The following is a 17,174-nucleotide window of genomic DNA, read 5'->3' as shown; positions in this document are numbered from 1 at the left end:
CTCCCTTTCGTAGAATCGGGTCACGAACTGCTCGAACAGCTTCCACATGGTTGCATCGTCGCGCCGGAAGTCCCGAAACGTGGTGCGACCGGTCTTCTCGTCCACGATCGAACTCTCGTAGAGGAGTCGGCACACGGAGAGCAAGAACTGGTGGAGGCGACGACTGCCCCCGAGTTGGACCCGTCCGAAGGTGCTCCGCTTAAGCCGCAGGTGCGAAATGCCATCGAGCCTGCTGTATGCTGATCGGACCTCGGCGCGGACCCCGCGGTGCAGCCCGGTCTCGCGGGCCAGCAGGTTTTTCAGCGACGTCCGCAAGATGCGGTTCGACAGGATGTCTGCGGACAGCTCCTCGAAGTCGCAAGCCGCTCGCCCGCGGGCCCGCAACGCTCGTTTGGCGGTGTCGCTTACGGCCAGCTTACCGCGGATCCCCGCCAGATCCTCCCTCCGTTCTACGTACCCGCGATCGATCCCTCGCCGAAAGAGCCGGTTCACGCCCGTGGCGAGCACCTTGCCCAATAGGTCATGCACCGACGAGAGGCCGGCCAGCGAGGCCAGCCGCTTGGTATCCCGCTCCTGCGCGTGCCCCCACGCGTAGCAGAGAAGGTAATAGACGTTTAGGATCGGGATGGATTTCAAGTCACTCCGTTGCCCTTGAGCCTCGCCACGGTCATCTCTATATCCGTGGGTGAATCGAACCAGTACTCCCGGAGAAGCGGCTCGATCTGGGTGTCTACGACATGCTCGTACCACGCGTCGGAGGCCACCTCACCGTCGCCGGGGACGAAGTAGCTGTGACCGATCTCGAACCCGCGGCCGAGTTCGTTGTCGTTTCGGATCTTTTCGTTCAGTTCGCCCATCCGTTCCGATATCCGGCGAATCAGCTCCGGCTTCGCGCCCTTCATTTCCAGGTATCCCTCGAACTCGGCCGTGCCGTACGCTGGCTCGAGCGTCGCGAACGCGAACCGTCGCCGCAGCGCGTAATCCACCAAGGCCAGCGACCGGTCGGCCGTATTCATCATGCCGAGGATATGCACGTTCTGCGGCACGTGGAACCGATCGTCCGAATATGTGAGCGCTAAGGCATACTTGTCGTTGCGCTTGTCCGCCTCGATCAGCATGAGAAGCTCACCGAAGATCCGCGACAGGTTACCCCGATTGATCTCATCGATGATGAACACGTGCGGCGTGTCGGGCTTCTCCCGCGCCCGTTCGCAGAAGCGGTGAAACACGCCGTCCTTTAGGTCAAATCCCCCAGTCTTGGTAGGCCTGAACCCCTGGACAAAATCTTCGTAGGCGTACGACTGGTGGAACTGGACCATCTCGATGGGTTCGTCATCCTCGTAGCCGATCACGCACCAGGCGAGCCGTCGAGCGATGAATGTCTTCCCGGTACCGGGCGGACCCTGGAGGATCAGGTTCTTTCCGGTCCTGAGCGAAGCAACCAGCCGCTCGAGACGCTCACGGGCAATGAAGAGATCCCCATGAGCGTCATCAACCGTGAATTCTCGCCTCGCGTATCCCTCGAGGTCCATGCGCCAAAACGCAAAGCGCACCCAAAGCTTGTGGGGCGTGAAATCGGTAAGCCGCTTGGGTGCGATACCACGCCTGTGTTCCGGAATCGAAATCGGGTGCTTGCAACGGCGCCAGACGACCGTTCTGCTGTGAGCAAGATCCCACGAGCCCTCTGGATCGTACCGGTAGTCTCCCCGAACTTCGCCCCAGCCGAGCCACTCTTTCTTGCCCTCAACGGCGATGACGATATCGCCCGCTTTCATTTCGTTTCCGAAGTTGAAGAGGAAAAACGCGCGCTGGGAGGGATTCTCTCCATGTCCGCGACTCATCAGTTCTTTCTTGATGTCCGGCTCGCTTCTCCGAAGGTCGCCCAACTCTCCCCAACCGATCGTGACTATGCGGCGCTTCAGCCAAGCCGACCACAGGTTTGGGTTGCCGGCACCCACGTTCATGAGCCACACGCGCTCTGCCGCGTCGAAGCGTTCTCGGAACCAAGCATCCGCCTGGCCGGATTGCCAGAGTTCACTCACCGGACGTGCATAGAAGTGGAATCCGTCCTCATGTTCCCGCTGAATGCGCGTACGAATGACAAGTATGGCCTTGTCGACGTGAACCATGTCGCCGCTACCGACGCCAGCACCGTCGTGCAGGAGCTTGACGATCTCTCTCTTGGCAGTCCCGCTGATGATCGATTCGAATTGATCCGGAAATAGCAGGAACAGAAGCGCATGCCGGAACATGCTTCCTTCGGCGAACTCGGTGGAATCGAGCCAAGTCGCGAACTCCCATGGCCGAGCCAAGTATTCCGATCTCATGTCCGGTTCGAGCGAAAACCACGCCAGCATCGAGACTATGAGGAAGCGGAACTCCATCCAGCCTTGGTTGTATCGCTGGCCCACATGGACGACGCCCGCTCCGAGGACGGTGTCGTCCAAGAGGGGATGTGCATCGCGGAAAGCGCGCCCGGACCAATCCCAGATGTCCACGATGAGTTGTCGCTTATTCGCGGGCTTCCGCGATTGCCGGTTTGCGATGAGGAGGTACACCCACGTCATCTCGGCCCAAAGGCACTTGGCGTCCGGCGAACCCGGCGCGAGTTGCTTCTCAAGCTTCTCCAGAAACGACGGTCCCGAGTCCTCCTCAGGACGATCAACGAACAACCTCCGCAGCTCCTCGAAGTTCGGCCGAGTCCACAGCGACCGTCCCGAAAAAAGCGATCCCTCCTCTAGAAGACACCTCTGCCTCCACTCCTTGGCTGAAGCCAAGATCGTCTCGGTGTTCTTCAGGCGGCTCAAGATCGTTTCCCGTGTTTGGTGACGTGGGGTTGGCGGCGTGCAAGATGCGGAGCGCTCCTCGTATCTCGCAAATCGGCGGCATCCAGACGTCTCCGCAAAGCGCCGAACGCGCCACGCGTTGGCGGTCTCCGCTGGCACCGGAGGTGGTCGGCTACTCTGCACGCGGGCGGTTCGTGTTGCCGACCGATTCGTGGTACGGTACGCTACGGATTCGCCATTTCTGGTTCAAAGGCCACGACCGCCACACCGGGAACGGGGGCAGCACCAACCCATGTCTAAGCGGCTGACATCGAGGATCGAAGATCTCGCCGAGCGTATCGGCGCCGGTAGTTTCAGGAGCGAAGCCGAAATCAGTCGCGGCGTCGTAACGCCCGTGTTTCATGACTTGGGGTGGCCGGTATTCGAAGTTCAGATCGTCGTACCGGAGTTTAGGATCGGAACCAGGAAGGTCGACTACGCCCTCTGTCACCCGCCTGGGAAACCTGCCGTCCTCGTGGAGGTGAAGGATTTAGGAAAGGCAGATGGGAGGGGGGAGCGACAGCTTTTTGAGTATTGTTTCCACGAAGGTGTGCCCGTCGCCGTTCTCACGGATGGGCGGACTTGGAGTTTCTTTTTTTCTACGGGACAGGGGAGCTATAAGGAGAGGCGGTTCGCTCAGGTCGACCTTGTCGAGGATCCATACAGCACTTCTGCTGCGGTTCTGGCAAGATACCTGGCGATAGGTGACGTCCGATCAGGAGAGGCGCGGAAACGCGCCCAGGACGACTACGAATCGGCTCGATTCCAGCAGCAAGCTGCGTCAGAATACGCCTCCGTGTGGCGGAAACTGCTATCAGGGCCCGAAGCGTTCCTGCTAGAGTTGTTCCTGGAGGAAGTAGAAGGTGTAACCGGTGTCAGGCCGGATTCCGACCGTGCGGCTGAATTCATCCGTAGCCAAACTGGGTCGCATGAGATGGAACCGATACCGCGGCCGCCGAAGGAGCCACCAAAGGTGGACCCTAGGCCGAGGACACCGACGGAGGATTTGCCCTTCCTTACGTTTGATGGCAAGACGGAGACCTTCAGGTCAGGGACCGACGTGTTTGCCGCCGTGTTCTCCAAGCTCGCAGCGTTGGATCCCGGATTCTGCAGGCAGTATTCCGACAAGCATCGCGGTAGCAAGCGACGGTACGTAGCTAGGAGCAAAGAACTCCTTTATCCCGGAGCGTCTCATCTTGAGGGCCAATCCCGACGCCTTCCGGGTGGTTGGTGGCTGGCTACGCACTGCAGCAACGCTGGCAAGGTGAAGCGGGTCAGGAAGGCGTGCGAAGTGGCCGGCTTGGAGTTCGGTCGCGACCTCATCGTCCATATTCCGACTGGATCTCGAAAAGGGGACTGACCAGTCAGGCGCCTGGTGGCACCACACCAACGTTAACCACATGACGCCGATCCGTGTTCTTATGCCGTTCGACTCCCCGACAAGCCGTTGAGGGGGTTGTTGGCTCTAACCGCTGGATCTCAGATTCTCGGGGATCTCGGGCGGCTGCTCCCATCGTTCCAGACCACTCAACCAGTGTGCTCCGAGTCCGCACTCGTAATGGACAGTTTCGTCGCATATGACACTACGGGCGTAAGCGTGAAGAGACTCCCAGCCGCTCCGAAGCTCTCGCCCAAACCATGCGAGAGCGGCCAAGTCCATACGCTCTTCGAGAGTCAATTCCCGAAGCATGCGCTGAAGCCTCACATATGGTTCCAAACGGCCCGGCCGCGTGTTCATCGGCACAGGTCGGACAATGCGGTCGTTCTTCTCACGCTCTGAGTTCGCCAATCGGTCCTCTTCATCCCTCCAGGCATCGTATGTCCTGCTCAGCGCCTCGACCTTGTCACGTTGTATCTGAGGTGGAGGGTCGCGTTGCGCGTCTATTTCCGTGAACTCTCGAATGTAGACCTTACGTTCTTCCCGCAGCTCCTGTGGCGTCGGCTCGGGCGCGGACCTCAGATCAAGCGACCAGAGGGGGAACGGCCAATGGTCGATGACCGTCCGCGCCAGGAGAGCAGCGTCGCTCTGCGAGCACAACCCGCTCTCCATCACACGAAACAGGGTCTCTCTTATTTTGCGGGATAGCTCGGGGAATCGGGTGTCCGGCCTCGGCCTGAACGGGCGCCATACGTCCGCGACGATGGACAAGCCGGACGGAGTTGTCACTCCCAAACCGAGAAGCGCCCGAGCTACGAGGAGAGACGTGGGCGTGGCTTCGCTGTACTGCCACGGTTCATCCTCTGCGGTCGGAGAAACCCAGTCGTACTCACCGTCCTGCTCGGTGATGTCTTGGACGTAGTCCACATACATGGAACGTTCCCGGTTGGTCGTGGCGGAATTTGAGAAGATCCAGTCGACGTCATTGGGCCCGTCCAAGTAGTAAGGGCGTCGCTCTCGGTCGATCGCCCGCTTCACCTCGGCAAAATCTGCCGACCGCCACCAGCAGGCTTCCGCGTAGATGTGTTTTGCAAGATGGTTGTAGAAGCCCTTCAGAGTCCTGGATCGGTCTCCAGCCTCGGAGGGTGGACAGCGTACGGCGTCAACGAGAATCAGGACCTTCGCCGCTTCCTCTTGAGCCAGAGCCCGGACGATGGCGGCACCGCGATGCTCACCGATGTCGACGAGACGGTGAGCCAGCGCATCCAAGCTGTCGGCATGCTCGACAACATGACGAATGCCCTGGGAAATCTCTTCGAGAAACCGTTCGTCGGAGAGTTGAACCAAATCAGCAATTGCACGTCTCACGGATACCCCCTGTCGTTCAACGTCATCGAGCAGGCCACAAGGTTGAATCGCCAAGCTAAGGCAGCCGCATTGACCTCGCGTCTACAATGCTCCGAGCCCGGCACGCCCCATCACGTCCGGGCGTCCGACCGGTTGGTTGGCGACGGGGATGTGGTTCTCGAGCGTACCACGAATGTGGTCGCGGCTCACCACCGATTGCGATCCGCGCCACGGAGTTGACAGCGTGACGAATGTGTAGTATTTACGACACATGACACGATTTGGGAGCACGGTTCGAGAGCTTCGCGAGCGGCTTCGTCAGGACGATCCCCGCTTCTCGCTGCGGCAGGTGGCCCAGCGCGTCGGGATCGAGCCCGCGTACCTGAGCAAGATCGAGCGGGGTGACGTGGCGCCGCCCTCGGAGGCGACGACGGGCCGGCTGGCGGAGGAACTCGGCGTCGACCGGGACTGGCTCCTCGCGCTGGCGGGGAAGGTCTCCAGCGACCTCCAGGAGATCATCCGGCGGCATCCGGAGTCGTTCGCGGAGCTGATCAGGAAGCTGAAGGAGGCGCCGGAGGACGCGATCCTCCGTGTCGTGCGGGAGGTGAGGGACGGGGAGTGGTAACGAAGACGAGAGACAAGAGGAGCGAAGAGAGATGATCACCCTGGAGAACGACCGCCTGCACTTCCGGTTCCCCGAGGTCCACGAGAACGCGCGATGTTCGGTCTCGTTTCAGCGTACGTTGCGCATCCCGGATGACGGCGCGCCGCACCACCTGCCGCCGGGCCTGGGCAACTTCCCGCTGCGGCATGTGGACGACTACAAGTCCCGCCTGCCTGCCGAGTGGCTTCGGCGCGGCGGCGTGCTCATGCCGATGCACCAGGCGGAGGCGATGTGGATCAGCTTCGGCTCCCGCCCCTATTCGAGCGCCCCCGACTACCCCTTCGCCGTGAAGATCGCCACCGGCAAGGTGTGCGCCGTCACCGGCGAAAACTGGACGGAGCACCTCAACCGGGACCCGCAGGACTACGTCGTGCTCCCCGATCAACCCTGGATCGACGGCTACTGCGTCGAGAAGGGCGAGATCCGCCAGTTCATCGCCATGCCCCTCGGAGAGGGCTACACCGTCGAGGAGCAGATCACCGGCGCGGCGGAACACGGCGGCATCCAGATCATCGCCTACCCAATGAAGGCCGAGCGGTACGAAGCGATCCTCGCCGAATACGAAGACAGGTTCGCCGATCGCATGGCGGTGTTCTCCGAACATGTGGTCGCAGCTTCGGCGCCTCCCGCGGCCCCGAGCATGGGACTCGCCCCCGGCGGGCGCATGCGGCAGGAGATCTACGACGACCCCTACGGCCTCGACTCGTGGGACCAGCGCCACGCGAGCCGGTGCTTCGTCACGATCGCCAATTCCGGGCAGTGGATGGCGATGACCGGCGAGAAGCCCCCGACCACGCCGCCCACGGCGAAACAGTACGCCGACGCCGGCCTGCCCTGGTTCGACTACTACGACGGGGACGCGACGGCCGTGGCGGGCGCGGAGAAGTTCGCAGACGTCTCGAGCGTGGCCGAGATCGGCGCGATGAAGGGCGAGATGCCGCTACCCGAGAACGAATCGCTCACCGAAACCCGCGTCGTCCGACTCGTGCCCACCGCCCCGCGGCCGGTCCGCGAGCCCGATCCGGACTAAACGGAGTTAGCTGTCCAGGTCCTTACTCTTCTTCTCTGCCTTCTCCCGCTCGTACTCTATCGGCCACGCCTTCTGCTTCTCCGTAAAGCCCGCATAGTCGTTGTCGCGATTCCTCTCGTACAACCATATGCCCAACCGATACATAGCCCACAGCCCTACGAAGGCGAGAAACAACGAGTATATCATGTCGAACTTTACATCACCGCTCACGTCCCCCCCCTCGCGTCAGCTTCGTCCTTCGCCTTCAACTCCGCTGCGTACGCTTCTATCCGGTCACGCGCAGCGCCCTTGTAGCGGCTGAAGTCACCCGACCGCGCATCTTCCTCGTACTTGCGCTTGCCGTACCGCAGAAACGCCTTGACCCCGGCTGCCAGCAGGACGACGGCCAAGGCCAGCTTCAGCCCCTCCAGTACCGGGTCCATGTCAGCCTACGAGTTCGCCACGTTCCGGGGGGTCGGTCTTGTCGGCAGCCATGCTTCAACGTCGCAGGGCCGTTCGCGTGCGGCAACATGTCGGCACGAGCGCCGCTACAGCTGCGCAAGCCCCTCCGTCCCGAACCGTTCCGCGGCCTCCAGCACCTCCCGCACGTCGTCCCAGGTCGTGTTGTAGTTCACGATGCACAGCCGGAGCGCGAACCTGCCGGACACCTCGGCGGAGGACATGAACGCGTCTCCGCCGACGGGCTGACGGACGGCGGGGGAACCCGTTTAGGGGGGTCGGCACCATCCGATCTGCATGGATTTCATGCATTTTGGCTCTGTGCCGCCATGCCGGCGCGGCGCAGGATTAAACCCCCGTCGTACGAAACAAAATCGTGAAGGAGCCACATTTGAGCCGGCCGCAGATTCTCATCTTCGCGACCATCGGAGCGTGCGTAGCCTGGATCGCAGCTTGCGGTGACGGTTCCACCGATCCGGTCCCGCCCCCTCCGCCGCCCCCGGAGCCGCCGCGGGCGACGACGGTGATCATCAGTCCGCCCAGGGCTGAACTCACGGCTCTGGGGGAGACCTTGCAGCTCGCGGCCCAGGTGCGCGACCAGAACGGGCAGGCGATGTCCGGAGTGACGGTCACCTGGTCAACCGGCAACGCCGCGGTTGCGACGGTGGATGCCTCCGGACTGGTCACGGCGGTGGGCGACGGCACCGCCACGATCTCGGCGACCGCCGGCTCCGCTTCCGGGAGCGCGGAGATCACGGTGGACCAGGCGGACCGCGCCGCACTGGTGACGCTGTACGAGGCGACGGGCGGGCCCAACTGGATCGATGCCACGAACTGGTTGTCCGACGCGCCCCTGAACGAATGGTACGGGGTGACTGCGAGTGCGGACGATCAGGTGGGGGCAGTGTCTCTTCGGAGCAACAACCTTTCGGGCACAATCCCGCCCGAACTCGGCAACCTAGCGGAACTGATCGGTCTGTCTCTGGCCGGCAACGACCTTGCGGGCGATTTCCCTGCCTTCCTGCTGGAGCTTCCCAGCCTGCAGCTCCTCTCTCTGGGGGCCGGATTCTGCGCTCCTGCCGATTCCGACATCCGTGCGAGGCTCAATGAACTGAGCACCGACGTGATCCCCTGCCTGGATCCCGGCGTGCGCCTGTTGCCCAGCGCGCTGATGCGGGAGGACGGGAACGGCCTGTCGCTCGCGCTCCCGGACGAGTTCCGCACCCCTTCGGCGGTGACCATCTCGGACTCTTCGGTTGTGGCCGCTTCGGTGACCGAGGGCTGGCTTGCGCTGTTGCCCCTCGGAACCGGATCCGCGGACGTGACGATTCTCCCGGCCGCCGGCGGGGACAGTGCGGTCGCCTACGTCGTGGTGCGCGACCCCGTGGGGACGTTCGGCATCGACATCGTCGTCGACGAGCCCGTGCCGCTCGGCTACGGCCGGGCCATGACGGAGGCTGCGGACTGGTGGTCCGACATCCTCGACGGAACCGAGTGGCCGGACCGCGAGGCCGGCTGCCCGAACAGGGACCCGTTCGGCGGCAAGGTGAAGGCCCTGGCGGACGAACTGCTTGTCGTCACCCGAATGGAAGAGCTCGAGGGGATTGCGGGCTACGCCTCTGGTTGCTTCTTCCCGGCTGGCGGTGGTCGAGAGGCTCCGGCGCTCGACCCCGGCGGCGGGTACGTGGTGATGGGTGGGTTCCCCAGCCAGGGGCTGGCACGCCACGAGATCGGCCACCTCCTCGGGTTGGTTCATTGGCGGTCGGAGGAGGGTCTCGCCACCTCGGACTGCGGGTACTTCACAGGTCCGCACGCGGTGGAGGCCTTCCGCGCCGGTGGAGGCGATCCCGACCTGCCCGGCGTTCCCATTCAAACAAACTGCGGGTCGCATTGGCACGAGGCCATCGTGAATTACGAACTCATGGGTCCCTTCGGCGGTTGGGATGCCAATTCGATCTCCCTGGGCGCCCTGGTGGACGCAGGCTACACGGTGGACTTGTCGAAGGCGCTGCCCTGGCCTCGGGGTGCCGGTGCCGCCAGACAAGCGGCGGCCGCGGAGTTCCGCCGGGACATTGTGCTGGGCGAGCCGCGCATCTTCGTCGAGCGCAGGCCGCGGAGACCGCCCCGCTGATCGGGGGGCCTACGGCATCATCGCGGCCACGGCGCGCATCCGCTCGGCCAGGTTCCGCACGGCGCCGATGTAGACGCGTTCCCAGCCGGGCAGGTCCGCCCGGTCGTCGGTCTCGATCTCGTAGCGGAGGCCCGGCAGCATCCACGAGGCGTAGCCGCTGAACGGGTCCGGCGAGACGTAGATCGAGCGGCTCCACGGCCGGCCCTGGAGTCCCCGGTCGTTCAGCCAGGCCTTCTCCAGTCCGATCAGCGCCCGGTTCACGGCCTCGGCCTGCGCCGCGTCCACCTCCCCCGAGCCGAGCCAGCGCTCGCGCGCCGCCACCAGGACCGCGGCGGCCTCGTCCAGCCCCCGCGTGGTGTCGACGAGCCGCGACAGGTCGACCCTCAGGCCGCGCTGGGCCGCGACGTCGTACAGCGTCTCGACATGGGTGCGGGTGTCGGTCGCGTAGCGGACCACGTCGTAGGGGAGCACGTCGGCGTTGGCGAAGCGGAGCGCGAGGATCCCGTCGGCCCGGGCGATCATCGGCCCGTGGGCGAACGTGCTGTCCCCGAAGCGCTCGTACCAGGCGAAGTTGTCGTAGTTGGAGTGGTAGACGCCGCCGGGGTTGCCGGAGGAGAGCGAGCCGGACGGCACGCCCGCGTGGGTGTAGAAGCCGACATGGTCGGAGCCGCCGCCGAGGTTGCCGAGGCCGGGTTCCATCGCTCCCTCGCCCGCGCGCTCCAGCCACCAGTCGTACAGGGGTTCGCCGGTGCCGGGGTACGTCACCGCCTTCGTGGCCTCGATGATCTGCCCCTTGAGCGACGGCGAGGAGGAGCTGCCGAAGTTGGCGCCCGACACGGCGGCGTCGGCGTTGATGTAGGCGATCGCGTTCGCCTCCAGCGACTCGCGGAACTCCTCGACCCACTCGGTCGAGCCGATGATGCCGTACTCCTCCGCGTCCCAGTGCGCGATCATGATCGAGCGGCGCGGCCGGCACTCGTCGTCCCGCGACATCTCGCCCAGCGCCTCGGCGAGGGTCAGCAGCATCGCGGTGCCGCCGTTGGGGTCGATGGCGCCGAAGCCCCAGGGGTCGTAGTGCGCGCCCAGGATGAACCACTCGTTCGGGAACTCGCTGCCGAACACGGTGCCCACCACGTTGGTCGCGCGGGTGAGCTTCATGGGCTGGTTGACGCGCACCCGCACCGTGAGGTCGGGGCCGCCCTCGATGCGGTAGGCCACCTCCATCCCCGCCGCCCAGCCGGGCGGGACCTCGGGGCCGGTCATGCGGGACAGGATCTCGGTGGCCGCCTCGTAGCCGACGGGCAGGACGGGGATGTTGTGCAGCGGCACCTCGGAGGGGTCGAGGCGCTCCACCTGCCGGCCGCCGCTACGGCCGTCTCCGGGCGCGCCGTCAAGGGGCAGCGCGGGTTCGAACGGCGTGAGCGGGTCGCCGGTCCAGGGGAGGGTGAGGACGGAGCCGCGCTGGATGGTCTCCCCGTTCATCATCGGGCCTTCGGGGTAGGAGGCGAGTCCCGAGAATCCCGGATCGTTGAACATGATGACGCCCACCGCCCCCCGCTCCTCGGCGAACTTCACCTTGTAGCCGCGGAAGTTCCCGCCGTAGCGGGCGATCACGACCTTTCCGGCCAGCGAGATGCCCATCTCGTCCAGCGCCAGGTAGTCCTCGCGGCGGCCGTAGTTGGCGTAGACGACCTCGCCGGTGACGTCGCCCGAGCCGGAGAAGGCGTTCCACCCGTTGAGCAGGTCGGGGTGGCCGGAGAAGCGGTCCTCGGCAAGGGCGGGCTCGCGGTTGGAGAGCTGCATCGCGACCGGCGTCACGATGTGTACCTCGACGTCGTCGGTCAGCTCCGGCAGGTAGACGTCGTAGGGGTGGCGCGTCACCGTCAGCCCCGCCTCCTCCATGGCCCGGGCGAGGTAGTCGCCGACCCGTACCTGGGCCTCCGACCCGGCCGGGTGCGGGTTCTCGGTGATCGTGCGCAGGTGCTCGCGGAACGACTCGGAGCGGGGCAGATCCAGGAACCGGGCCTCGCAGGCGAGCTGCGTGACGGCGCGGGCCGCGGTGAAGCCGGTCAGCCCGGGCTCCTGCGCGGCCGCGACCGCGGGGCGCGCCACAAGTACGGCGGCGAGGAGCAGCGGGGCGGCCGCGCGAGCGGGGACGAGGGACGCTGGCATCTTGCGGATCTCCTGGCGTGAGAAGCGCGGACTTCGCAGCGCGTCAATAGCTCGCGTCGAGTCCATTCGTCAAGCGCTGGTCTGCCTTCAGTCCCGGTGCGCCGCCGGCAACTCTCGACGGGGTCAGTGCGTCTCGGCGTTCGGATTCAGGATATGATCGAGATTTCGCGCGCCGTGGATTACGCGCAGAATCGTGATGGGCGTACTCTCCCACTCGTAGAGCACGATCCAGTCGAAGACGCGCCACCACCGGACTCGTTCGCCCGTGGTGTCAAGGCGTTTCGATCCGGAGTTCGGCATCTCAGTCAGATGCTCGAAGGCATCCACGAATCGCCGGTGGACGCGTAGCGCGCGATCGACGCCGGATTGTTCCGCCACGTAGAGGAGGATCTCCTCGAGTTCTGCCTCAGCGGTCTGGCTGAGCCGGTAGCCAGCCGACACTCAGCCCTGTGCCTCGATTCTCTCTCTCAACCGCTGCATGGCCGCGGGTCCGTCCGACACACGGTCGTCCGCCAGTTCGCGAAGGGCGGTGTCGGCGATGTGGCGGAAGTGCGCCTGGACGCGATCCAGAAGCGCGGGGGGGATCCGGTTCTTTTCCTCTTCGCTCAGACCTTCGTAGACCCACTTCTCGAGGAGCCTTCGGTGCTCCGCCTCCTCCAGCAGGCGCAACCCATGCCGTACGACTTCGCTCGCCGTACGGTAGTCCCCCCGCGAGACCAGCCGCTCGATGAACGCGTCCTGTTGCGGAGGAAGCGAGACGTTTCGCGTTTGTCTGGTAGCCATGCTGGAAGGTCGCACGTACCGGACGTTGTGGCAACAATTGCTACACCGAGGGAAGCCAGCCGCTGCCTACCGCTGCTTCAGAGCCTCCGTCCCGAAGCGCTCCGTTGCCTCCAGCACGGCCCGCACGTCGTCCCACGTCGTGTTGTAGTTCACGATGCACACCCTGAGCGCGAACTTGCCGGATACGACGGCGGAGGAGACGAATGCGGGGTCCTCCCAGAACAGGCGGGCGAGCACCTCGCGGTTCAGTTCGTCCAGGGTTTCCTCGGCGATCTCCGCGCCGGTCTCCCCGCTGGAGGGCCGGAACCGGAAGCACACGATGCTCAGCGTCGCCGGGCTCAGACACTCGAGCGCGGGGCTCGCGTCGATGTAGGCTTCCGCGCGGGCCGCCAGGTCCAGGCCGTTCGCGATGCTATCCCGGAACGCGGCCATCCCGAACGTCTGCACGGACATCCAGATCTTGAGCGCGCGGGCGGACCGGCTCATCTGCAGCCCGCGATCCGTCAGGTTGGGGTGCCCCGATCCCCACAGGGAGTCCTGGAGGAAGGTCGGCTGCACCCCGAACGGCTCCTCGAGCGTCGACACGTCCCGCACGAGCAGGCAGCCGACCTCGTAGGGCTGGAAGAACCACTTGTGCGCGTCGAGCCCGACGGAATCCGCCCGCTCGATGCCGCTGAGGAGCTTCCGGCCGCGTTCGGTCACGACGGCGAACCCGCCGTATGCGGCGTCCACGTGGAACCAGATGTCCTCCGCCGCGCAGAAATCCGCCAGCTCGGGCAGCGGGTCGATGGCGCCGGTCGCGGTGGCGCCGGCGTTCGCGCACACGGCGATGGGGTTCCGGCCGGCCGCGCGGTCCTCCGCCACCATGCGCCGGAGCGCATCGAGGTCGATGCGGGAGCGGCCGTCGCTCGGCACGATGCGGGCGTGATCCGGCCGGATGCCCGCGATCTTCACGGCTCTGACGTGGGCGGGATGGCTCTGGTCGCTCATGTACACGGTGGCGCGCTCCGGGTAGCCCGCGGCCTCCCGCGCCGCCACGAGCGCGTCCAGACTCGCGGCGGACCCTCCGCTCGTGAGCAGCCCGCCCGCCGTCTCCGGCATGCCGAGCCAGCGCCGGAACCACTCGATGACGACGCATTCGAGCTGGCTCGGCCCGCTCCCCACCAGCCAGTTGCACGCGTTGAGGTTGTACCCGGAGGCGAGGAAGTCCGCGACGACGCCGGGCCACGTGGGACTCGACGGGACGAAGCCGAAGCAGCCGGGATGATCGAGGCGCAGCGCGAGCTTCAGCACATCGCGGACGGCGCGCCCCATGACGTCGGCCGCCGGCTGCCCCTCCTCCGGCGGATCCTCCATGAGCCGCTCCTCGAGCGCATCGCGGAACTCCCCGTCCCACGCGCCCTCCCCGGCCAGCTCCCCCCGCCGCCGCACGAGGATCTCGGCCGCCTCCCGGGCCAGCTCGAGCATGGCCTCGGGAGACATCTCAAGCCTCTCGCCAACCCCGAGCTCGGAGGTCGTTTCCGCCACCGTGTCGTGTCTCATCGCCGCCCATCATATCACCCGCTACAGGAACCTGCCTACCGCCCTCATTGGGTGGCGGAGTTCTCGATTCAGTCGGATATTCTCCGCGCACCGGCGGCTGTTCCGTGAAGGGGGAGACGAATGAGGAGGGTGCTTCCAACCCGTATCTGCCTGGTCCTGGCGTCGGCCGTTCTCATGAGCGGGTGTTCGGCGCTGTTCATGAGCCGGCCTCCGCTGGGTGACGGCCCGCTGCCCGAAGGAACCTGTGCGACATCGGCCCTGGCGCCCGTGCTCGATGCAGCAATGAGTGCGTATATGGTCTGGGGCATGGTTTCCGTCGCCACGGACGACGAGGAGCGGGATTCTGACGGCGCGGTCCTCGTAGTACTCTCGCTTCCGGCTGGCGCATGGGGTTTCTCCGCGTACAAGGGCTTCAGGTGGACAAGCGAGTGTCGGCGTCGTCAGACGCTGAGCGAGGAAGCCATCGCCGACCATCTCCGCGCCTTGGCGCGTAACGCGGGGGCCCCCGACGATTCCTGAGCGCCGCCGCATTGCCGTCCTGTCCGGGCTTTTCCTCGGGCTGGGCTGCCTCTTGGCCGCACCGTCCGCCGTCGCCGCGCAGGCGCCCGCCGGTCCCGGCCCGATCTTCCTCAGCGTCGGGGTCGCCGCGGTCCTCCCGGCCGATGTCCGCTTCGTCGACGGCGACGACGCGGGCGAAGCGGCGCTCTACGGCGACGATCAGTCCGACACCGGCACGCTCGGGGCCGGGCTGGAGTACGGCCTCGCGGCGGGCTACCGGCTCGGGGCGTTTCGCGCGCAGGTGGAGTTGGCGCTCACCGGCCGTTTCACGTACGAGGGCCGATCGAACTACGCGGGCGCCGGCGCGGAGCAGCCGACCGAGGCGCGCATGACGGCCCGCCGACTGCTGCTGTCCGGGTTCCATGAGTTCGGGGCGCTGGGCGGCGGGCGCCTGTGGGCGGGCGGGGGACTGGGCGTGAACCGGTATCATCTCTCCGACTACGTCCAACGGTTCCCCAACCCCGACGATTCCTCCGGCCGCCTCCGCAGGGGACCTGGCGGCGAGGTGCCTTCCACGTCTCTGCCCGAGGGCACGGGCTACGGTTTCACATGGATGCTCGCCGCCGGCCTGACCGTCCCCCTGGGCGGCGACCTGCTGCTGGATTTCGGATACCGCTACACGGACGCCGGACGCATCGGCACGTCCGTCGGCGACGTCGAGGTGGTCCGCTACGGTGAGGACGGAAGCCGCCAACTCCGGCGGATCACCATCAACCCGACCATCGCCGACCTCCGCCACCACACCCTCACCGCCACCCTCCGCTGGCTTCCTTAGCTCCAGACATCGAGATGGAGACCGGAACCCACAATGTTCATGCGCGTAGCGACCGACGAACAAGCGGCAACACAGGGGGATTCGTGGAAACGGCCGTAGGTCGAAGGCTCGACAGCATCAAGCAAGCCGGAGGTATCTCCGCGCGCGAGGTCGCGCAACTGTTGGAGACCACACCGCAGACCGTATCACGCTGGCGAACCGGCCGATCCGCGCCGCGCCCGAACAGCCTTGCCCGGCTCCTGCGTCTCGAATGGCTCGCGGATCAACTCGGCCAGGTGTACGAGCCCGACGAAGCCCGGCTCTGGTTGTTCAGTCCCCACCGCGACATGGACGGGAAGCGCCCGGTTGATCTCATCGCAGCCGGTCGGATCGACGAGGTGTTGACCATCATCGACCGCCTGCAGTCGGCGGCCCACGCCTGACCTACGAAAGCCCCGAGTTTCGCCTACTCGGCTTGGCTGTCTTCGTACCGGTCGCGTTCGGTCTGGCGGGCGGTGTGTACGACGTCGATGATGGTCACGATGCGGGCGGCGGTCAAAAGCCTACGTCGATTTCAGTGGCCAGTGTTTCGATGGCTTCCTTGGCGGGGACGCCTCGGTCTCCGGCCTTGTATGCCCGGAGCGCCTCGCGCCACAGGTGGCCCCGTTCGGCCGAATGGATCAGGAAGTCGTAGCGCTCCGGACTCATCACGACCATCGCGGCCTCGCCGTTCTGCGTGATGGTCTCGACGCGCCCGTCCCGGATCCGCTCCAGGTGTTCGCTCGTCCGCTGCCGAAAGTGACTCAACGCGTATGTGTCCTGAGTGCGGTGCATTACCTCTCCCATACGTTATTCAGATCAAATACAGTATGGCGGACTGCGAGCCGCCCGTCCAGCTCGGTGAGCCGCCCCGACATCCGCTACAATGAGCCTGTAAAAGCCCCCTGAAGACGTTCCCGCGGACTGCTCGGGAGATTTTCGTAAACCATGTTCCATAAAACATTTACTGGCGCATCGATGGTATTTCTCCCACCATTTTTTCCGCCGGGAAGAACTGGATTCCACTGGCCCTTGGTGGCGGCAACGGGACGAAGCGTTCGGTCAAGCCGGGGAATCATCTCCCTCCGGTTCGCCCTCGATGGCGTCCGAGCAGCCGAAGGGAGCGTACCGCTTCGGAACTCCATCGGGACCGGGAGCAGAAACAGGATGAGACGGCCGGGACAACAGAAGACCTGGCCCCGGCCGCTGTAACCCACGAGTTGACGAGAAAGATCAGGGTATCTCGGGCGGAAGTGGTGCCCCTTCTTTCGCCCACTCTTCAATCTCGTCAAGGCCGGCCCGCCGCGCCAAGACGCGTTGATCTTCGATGCGCCACTCGCCGTCTCGCTTGACCGTACGTTCGACAACGATCACCTGTGGTGTCGCCGCCACTCCCGGCAGGTCCCCGTAGATATATTCCAGCACGCCCATGTTGAGCCAACCGCGTCCCGCCGTTACTTCGTCGAATGGTCCGAATCTCTCCAAGTGTTCAAGACCGTTCTGTACGACGAGG

General features: G+C 65.2%; 19 protein-coding genes. 7 read left to right on the top strand and 12 right to left on the bottom strand.

Translation table 11 applies throughout. The features are described from left to right. Positions 1-636 (bottom strand): hypothetical protein (locus OXN85_06975; protein MCY3599697.1); only part of this gene is annotated, 636 nt, incomplete at its 3' end. Then, positions 633-2,807: an AAA family ATPase gene (locus tag OXN85_06970; protein MCY3599696.1), complete on the bottom strand. Its 2,175-nt coding sequence runs from the start codon at positions 2,805-2,807 to the stop codon at positions 633-635. The genes OXN85_06975 and OXN85_06970, both read right to left, overlap by 4 nt. Positions 2,808-3,078: 271 nt before the next feature. Between OXN85_06970 and OXN85_06965 the strand changes: the two genes are divergently transcribed. Then, positions 3,079-4,185 carry a hypothetical protein gene (locus tag OXN85_06965; protein ID MCY3599695.1) on the top strand — a complete coding sequence of 369 codons (1,107 nt, stop codon included), beginning with the start codon at positions 3,079-3,081 and terminating at the stop codon, positions 4,183-4,185. A 105-nt stretch (positions 4,186-4,290) separates the two neighbouring features. Here OXN85_06965 and OXN85_06960 read toward each other — a convergent pair whose 3' ends face one another. Beyond that, on the bottom strand, positions 4,291-5,571 hold the full coding sequence (locus OXN85_06960) for an AbiV family abortive infection protein (GenBank protein ID MCY3599694.1): 1,281 nt from the start codon (positions 5,569-5,571) through the stop codon (positions 4,291-4,293). A gap of 250 nt (positions 5,572-5,821) precedes the next feature. Here OXN85_06960 and OXN85_06955 point away from each other — a divergent pair, with 250 nt between their 5' ends. Both OXN85_06955 and OXN85_06950 read left to right on the top strand, forming a co-directional pair. After that, positions 5,822-6,175, top strand: a complete 354-nt coding sequence (locus tag OXN85_06955) for a helix-turn-helix transcriptional regulator (protein ID MCY3599693.1) — start codon at positions 5,822-5,824, stop codon at positions 6,173-6,175. Between the two features lie 31 nt (positions 6,176-6,206). Continuing rightward, the gene (locus tag OXN85_06950; protein MCY3599692.1) at positions 6,207-7,244 is read left to right on the top strand and encodes a hypothetical protein; all 1,038 of its coding nucleotides are present in this window, start codon (positions 6,207-6,209) and stop codon (positions 7,242-7,244) included. A 6-nt stretch (positions 7,245-7,250) separates the two neighbouring features. Here the strand turns inward: OXN85_06950 and OXN85_06945 are convergent, their stop codons facing one another. From OXN85_06945 to OXN85_06935, 3 genes are all read right to left on the bottom strand, one after another. Beyond that, on the bottom strand, positions 7,251-7,454 hold the full coding sequence (locus tag OXN85_06945) for a hypothetical protein (protein MCY3599691.1): 204 nt from the start codon (positions 7,452-7,454) through the stop codon (positions 7,251-7,253). Continuing rightward, positions 7,451-7,666 (bottom strand): hypothetical protein, encoded by a 216-nt coding sequence (locus OXN85_06940; GenBank protein ID MCY3599690.1) that lies wholly within the window; start codon positions 7,664-7,666, stop codon positions 7,451-7,453. The genes OXN85_06945 and OXN85_06940 overlap by 4 nt, the downstream gene beginning before the upstream one ends. Positions 7,667-7,771: 105 nt before the next feature. Next, positions 7,772-7,906: a hypothetical protein gene (locus tag OXN85_06935; protein MCY3599689.1), complete on the bottom strand. Its 135-nt coding sequence runs from the start codon at positions 7,904-7,906 to the stop codon at positions 7,772-7,774. Between the two features lie 152 nt (positions 7,907-8,058). Between OXN85_06935 and OXN85_06930 the strand changes: the two genes are divergently transcribed. Further along, positions 8,059-9,813 (top strand): Ig-like domain-containing protein, encoded by a 1,755-nt coding sequence (locus tag OXN85_06930; GenBank protein ID MCY3599688.1) that lies wholly within the window; start codon positions 8,059-8,061, stop codon positions 9,811-9,813. Positions 9,814-9,822: 9 nt separating this feature from the next. Here the strand turns inward: OXN85_06930 and OXN85_06925 are convergent, their stop codons facing one another. The 4 genes from OXN85_06925 to OXN85_06910 form a co-directional block, all read right to left on the bottom strand. Then, complete coding sequence (locus tag OXN85_06925) at positions 9,823-11,985, bottom strand: M28 family peptidase (protein ID MCY3599687.1); 2,163 nt, start codon at positions 11,983-11,985, stop codon at positions 9,823-9,825. Between the two features lie 123 nt (positions 11,986-12,108). Beyond that, positions 12,109-12,426, bottom strand: a complete 318-nt coding sequence (locus OXN85_06920) for a type II toxin-antitoxin system RelE/ParE family toxin (protein ID MCY3599686.1) — start codon at positions 12,424-12,426, stop codon at positions 12,109-12,111. After that, complete coding sequence (locus tag OXN85_06915; protein MCY3599685.1) at positions 12,427-12,768, bottom strand: type II toxin-antitoxin system ParD family antitoxin; 342 nt, start codon at positions 12,766-12,768, stop codon at positions 12,427-12,429. 66 nt (positions 12,769-12,834) lie between these two features. Next, the gene (locus tag OXN85_06910) at positions 12,835-14,310 is read right to left on the bottom strand and encodes an aminotransferase class I/II-fold pyridoxal phosphate-dependent enzyme (GenBank protein ID MCY3599684.1); all 1,476 of its coding nucleotides are present in this window, start codon (positions 14,308-14,310) and stop codon (positions 12,835-12,837) included. Positions 14,311-14,430: 120 nt separating this feature from the next. Here OXN85_06910 and OXN85_06905 point away from each other — a divergent pair, with 120 nt between their 5' ends. The 3 genes from OXN85_06905 (at position 14,431) to OXN85_06895 (ending at position 16,065) form a co-directional block, all read left to right on the top strand. Then, positions 14,431-14,829 (top strand): hypothetical protein, encoded by a 399-nt coding sequence (locus tag OXN85_06905; protein MCY3599683.1) that lies wholly within the window; start codon positions 14,431-14,433, stop codon positions 14,827-14,829. 52 nt (positions 14,830-14,881) lie between these two features. Continuing rightward, positions 14,882-15,643: a hypothetical protein gene (locus OXN85_06900; GenBank protein MCY3599682.1), complete on the top strand. Its 762-nt coding sequence runs from the start codon at positions 14,882-14,884 to the stop codon at positions 15,641-15,643. 83 nt (positions 15,644-15,726) lie between these two features. Continuing rightward, on the top strand, positions 15,727-16,065 hold the full coding sequence (locus OXN85_06895; protein ID MCY3599681.1) for a helix-turn-helix domain-containing protein: 339 nt from the start codon (positions 15,727-15,729) through the stop codon (positions 16,063-16,065). Positions 16,066-16,177: 112 nt separating this feature from the next. Here the strand turns inward: OXN85_06895 and OXN85_06890 are convergent, their stop codons facing one another. Then, a complete protein-coding gene (locus OXN85_06890; protein MCY3599680.1) occupies positions 16,178-16,429 on the bottom strand; it encodes a type II toxin-antitoxin system Phd/YefM family antitoxin in 252 nt (83 codons plus the stop codon). Between the two features lie 465 nt (positions 16,430-16,894). After that, the coding region (locus OXN85_06885) for a hypothetical protein (protein MCY3599679.1) at positions 16,895-17,174 on the bottom strand (280 nt) is incomplete at its 5' end.

Source organism: Candidatus Palauibacter australiensis (assembly GCA_026705295.1).
GTDB lineage: Bacteria > Gemmatimonadota > Gemmatimonadetes > Palauibacterales > Palauibacteraceae > Palauibacter > Palauibacter australiensis.
The sequence above is the reverse complement of the archived record's forward strand: the minus strand, read 5'-3'. Positions and strand labels throughout refer to the sequence as shown.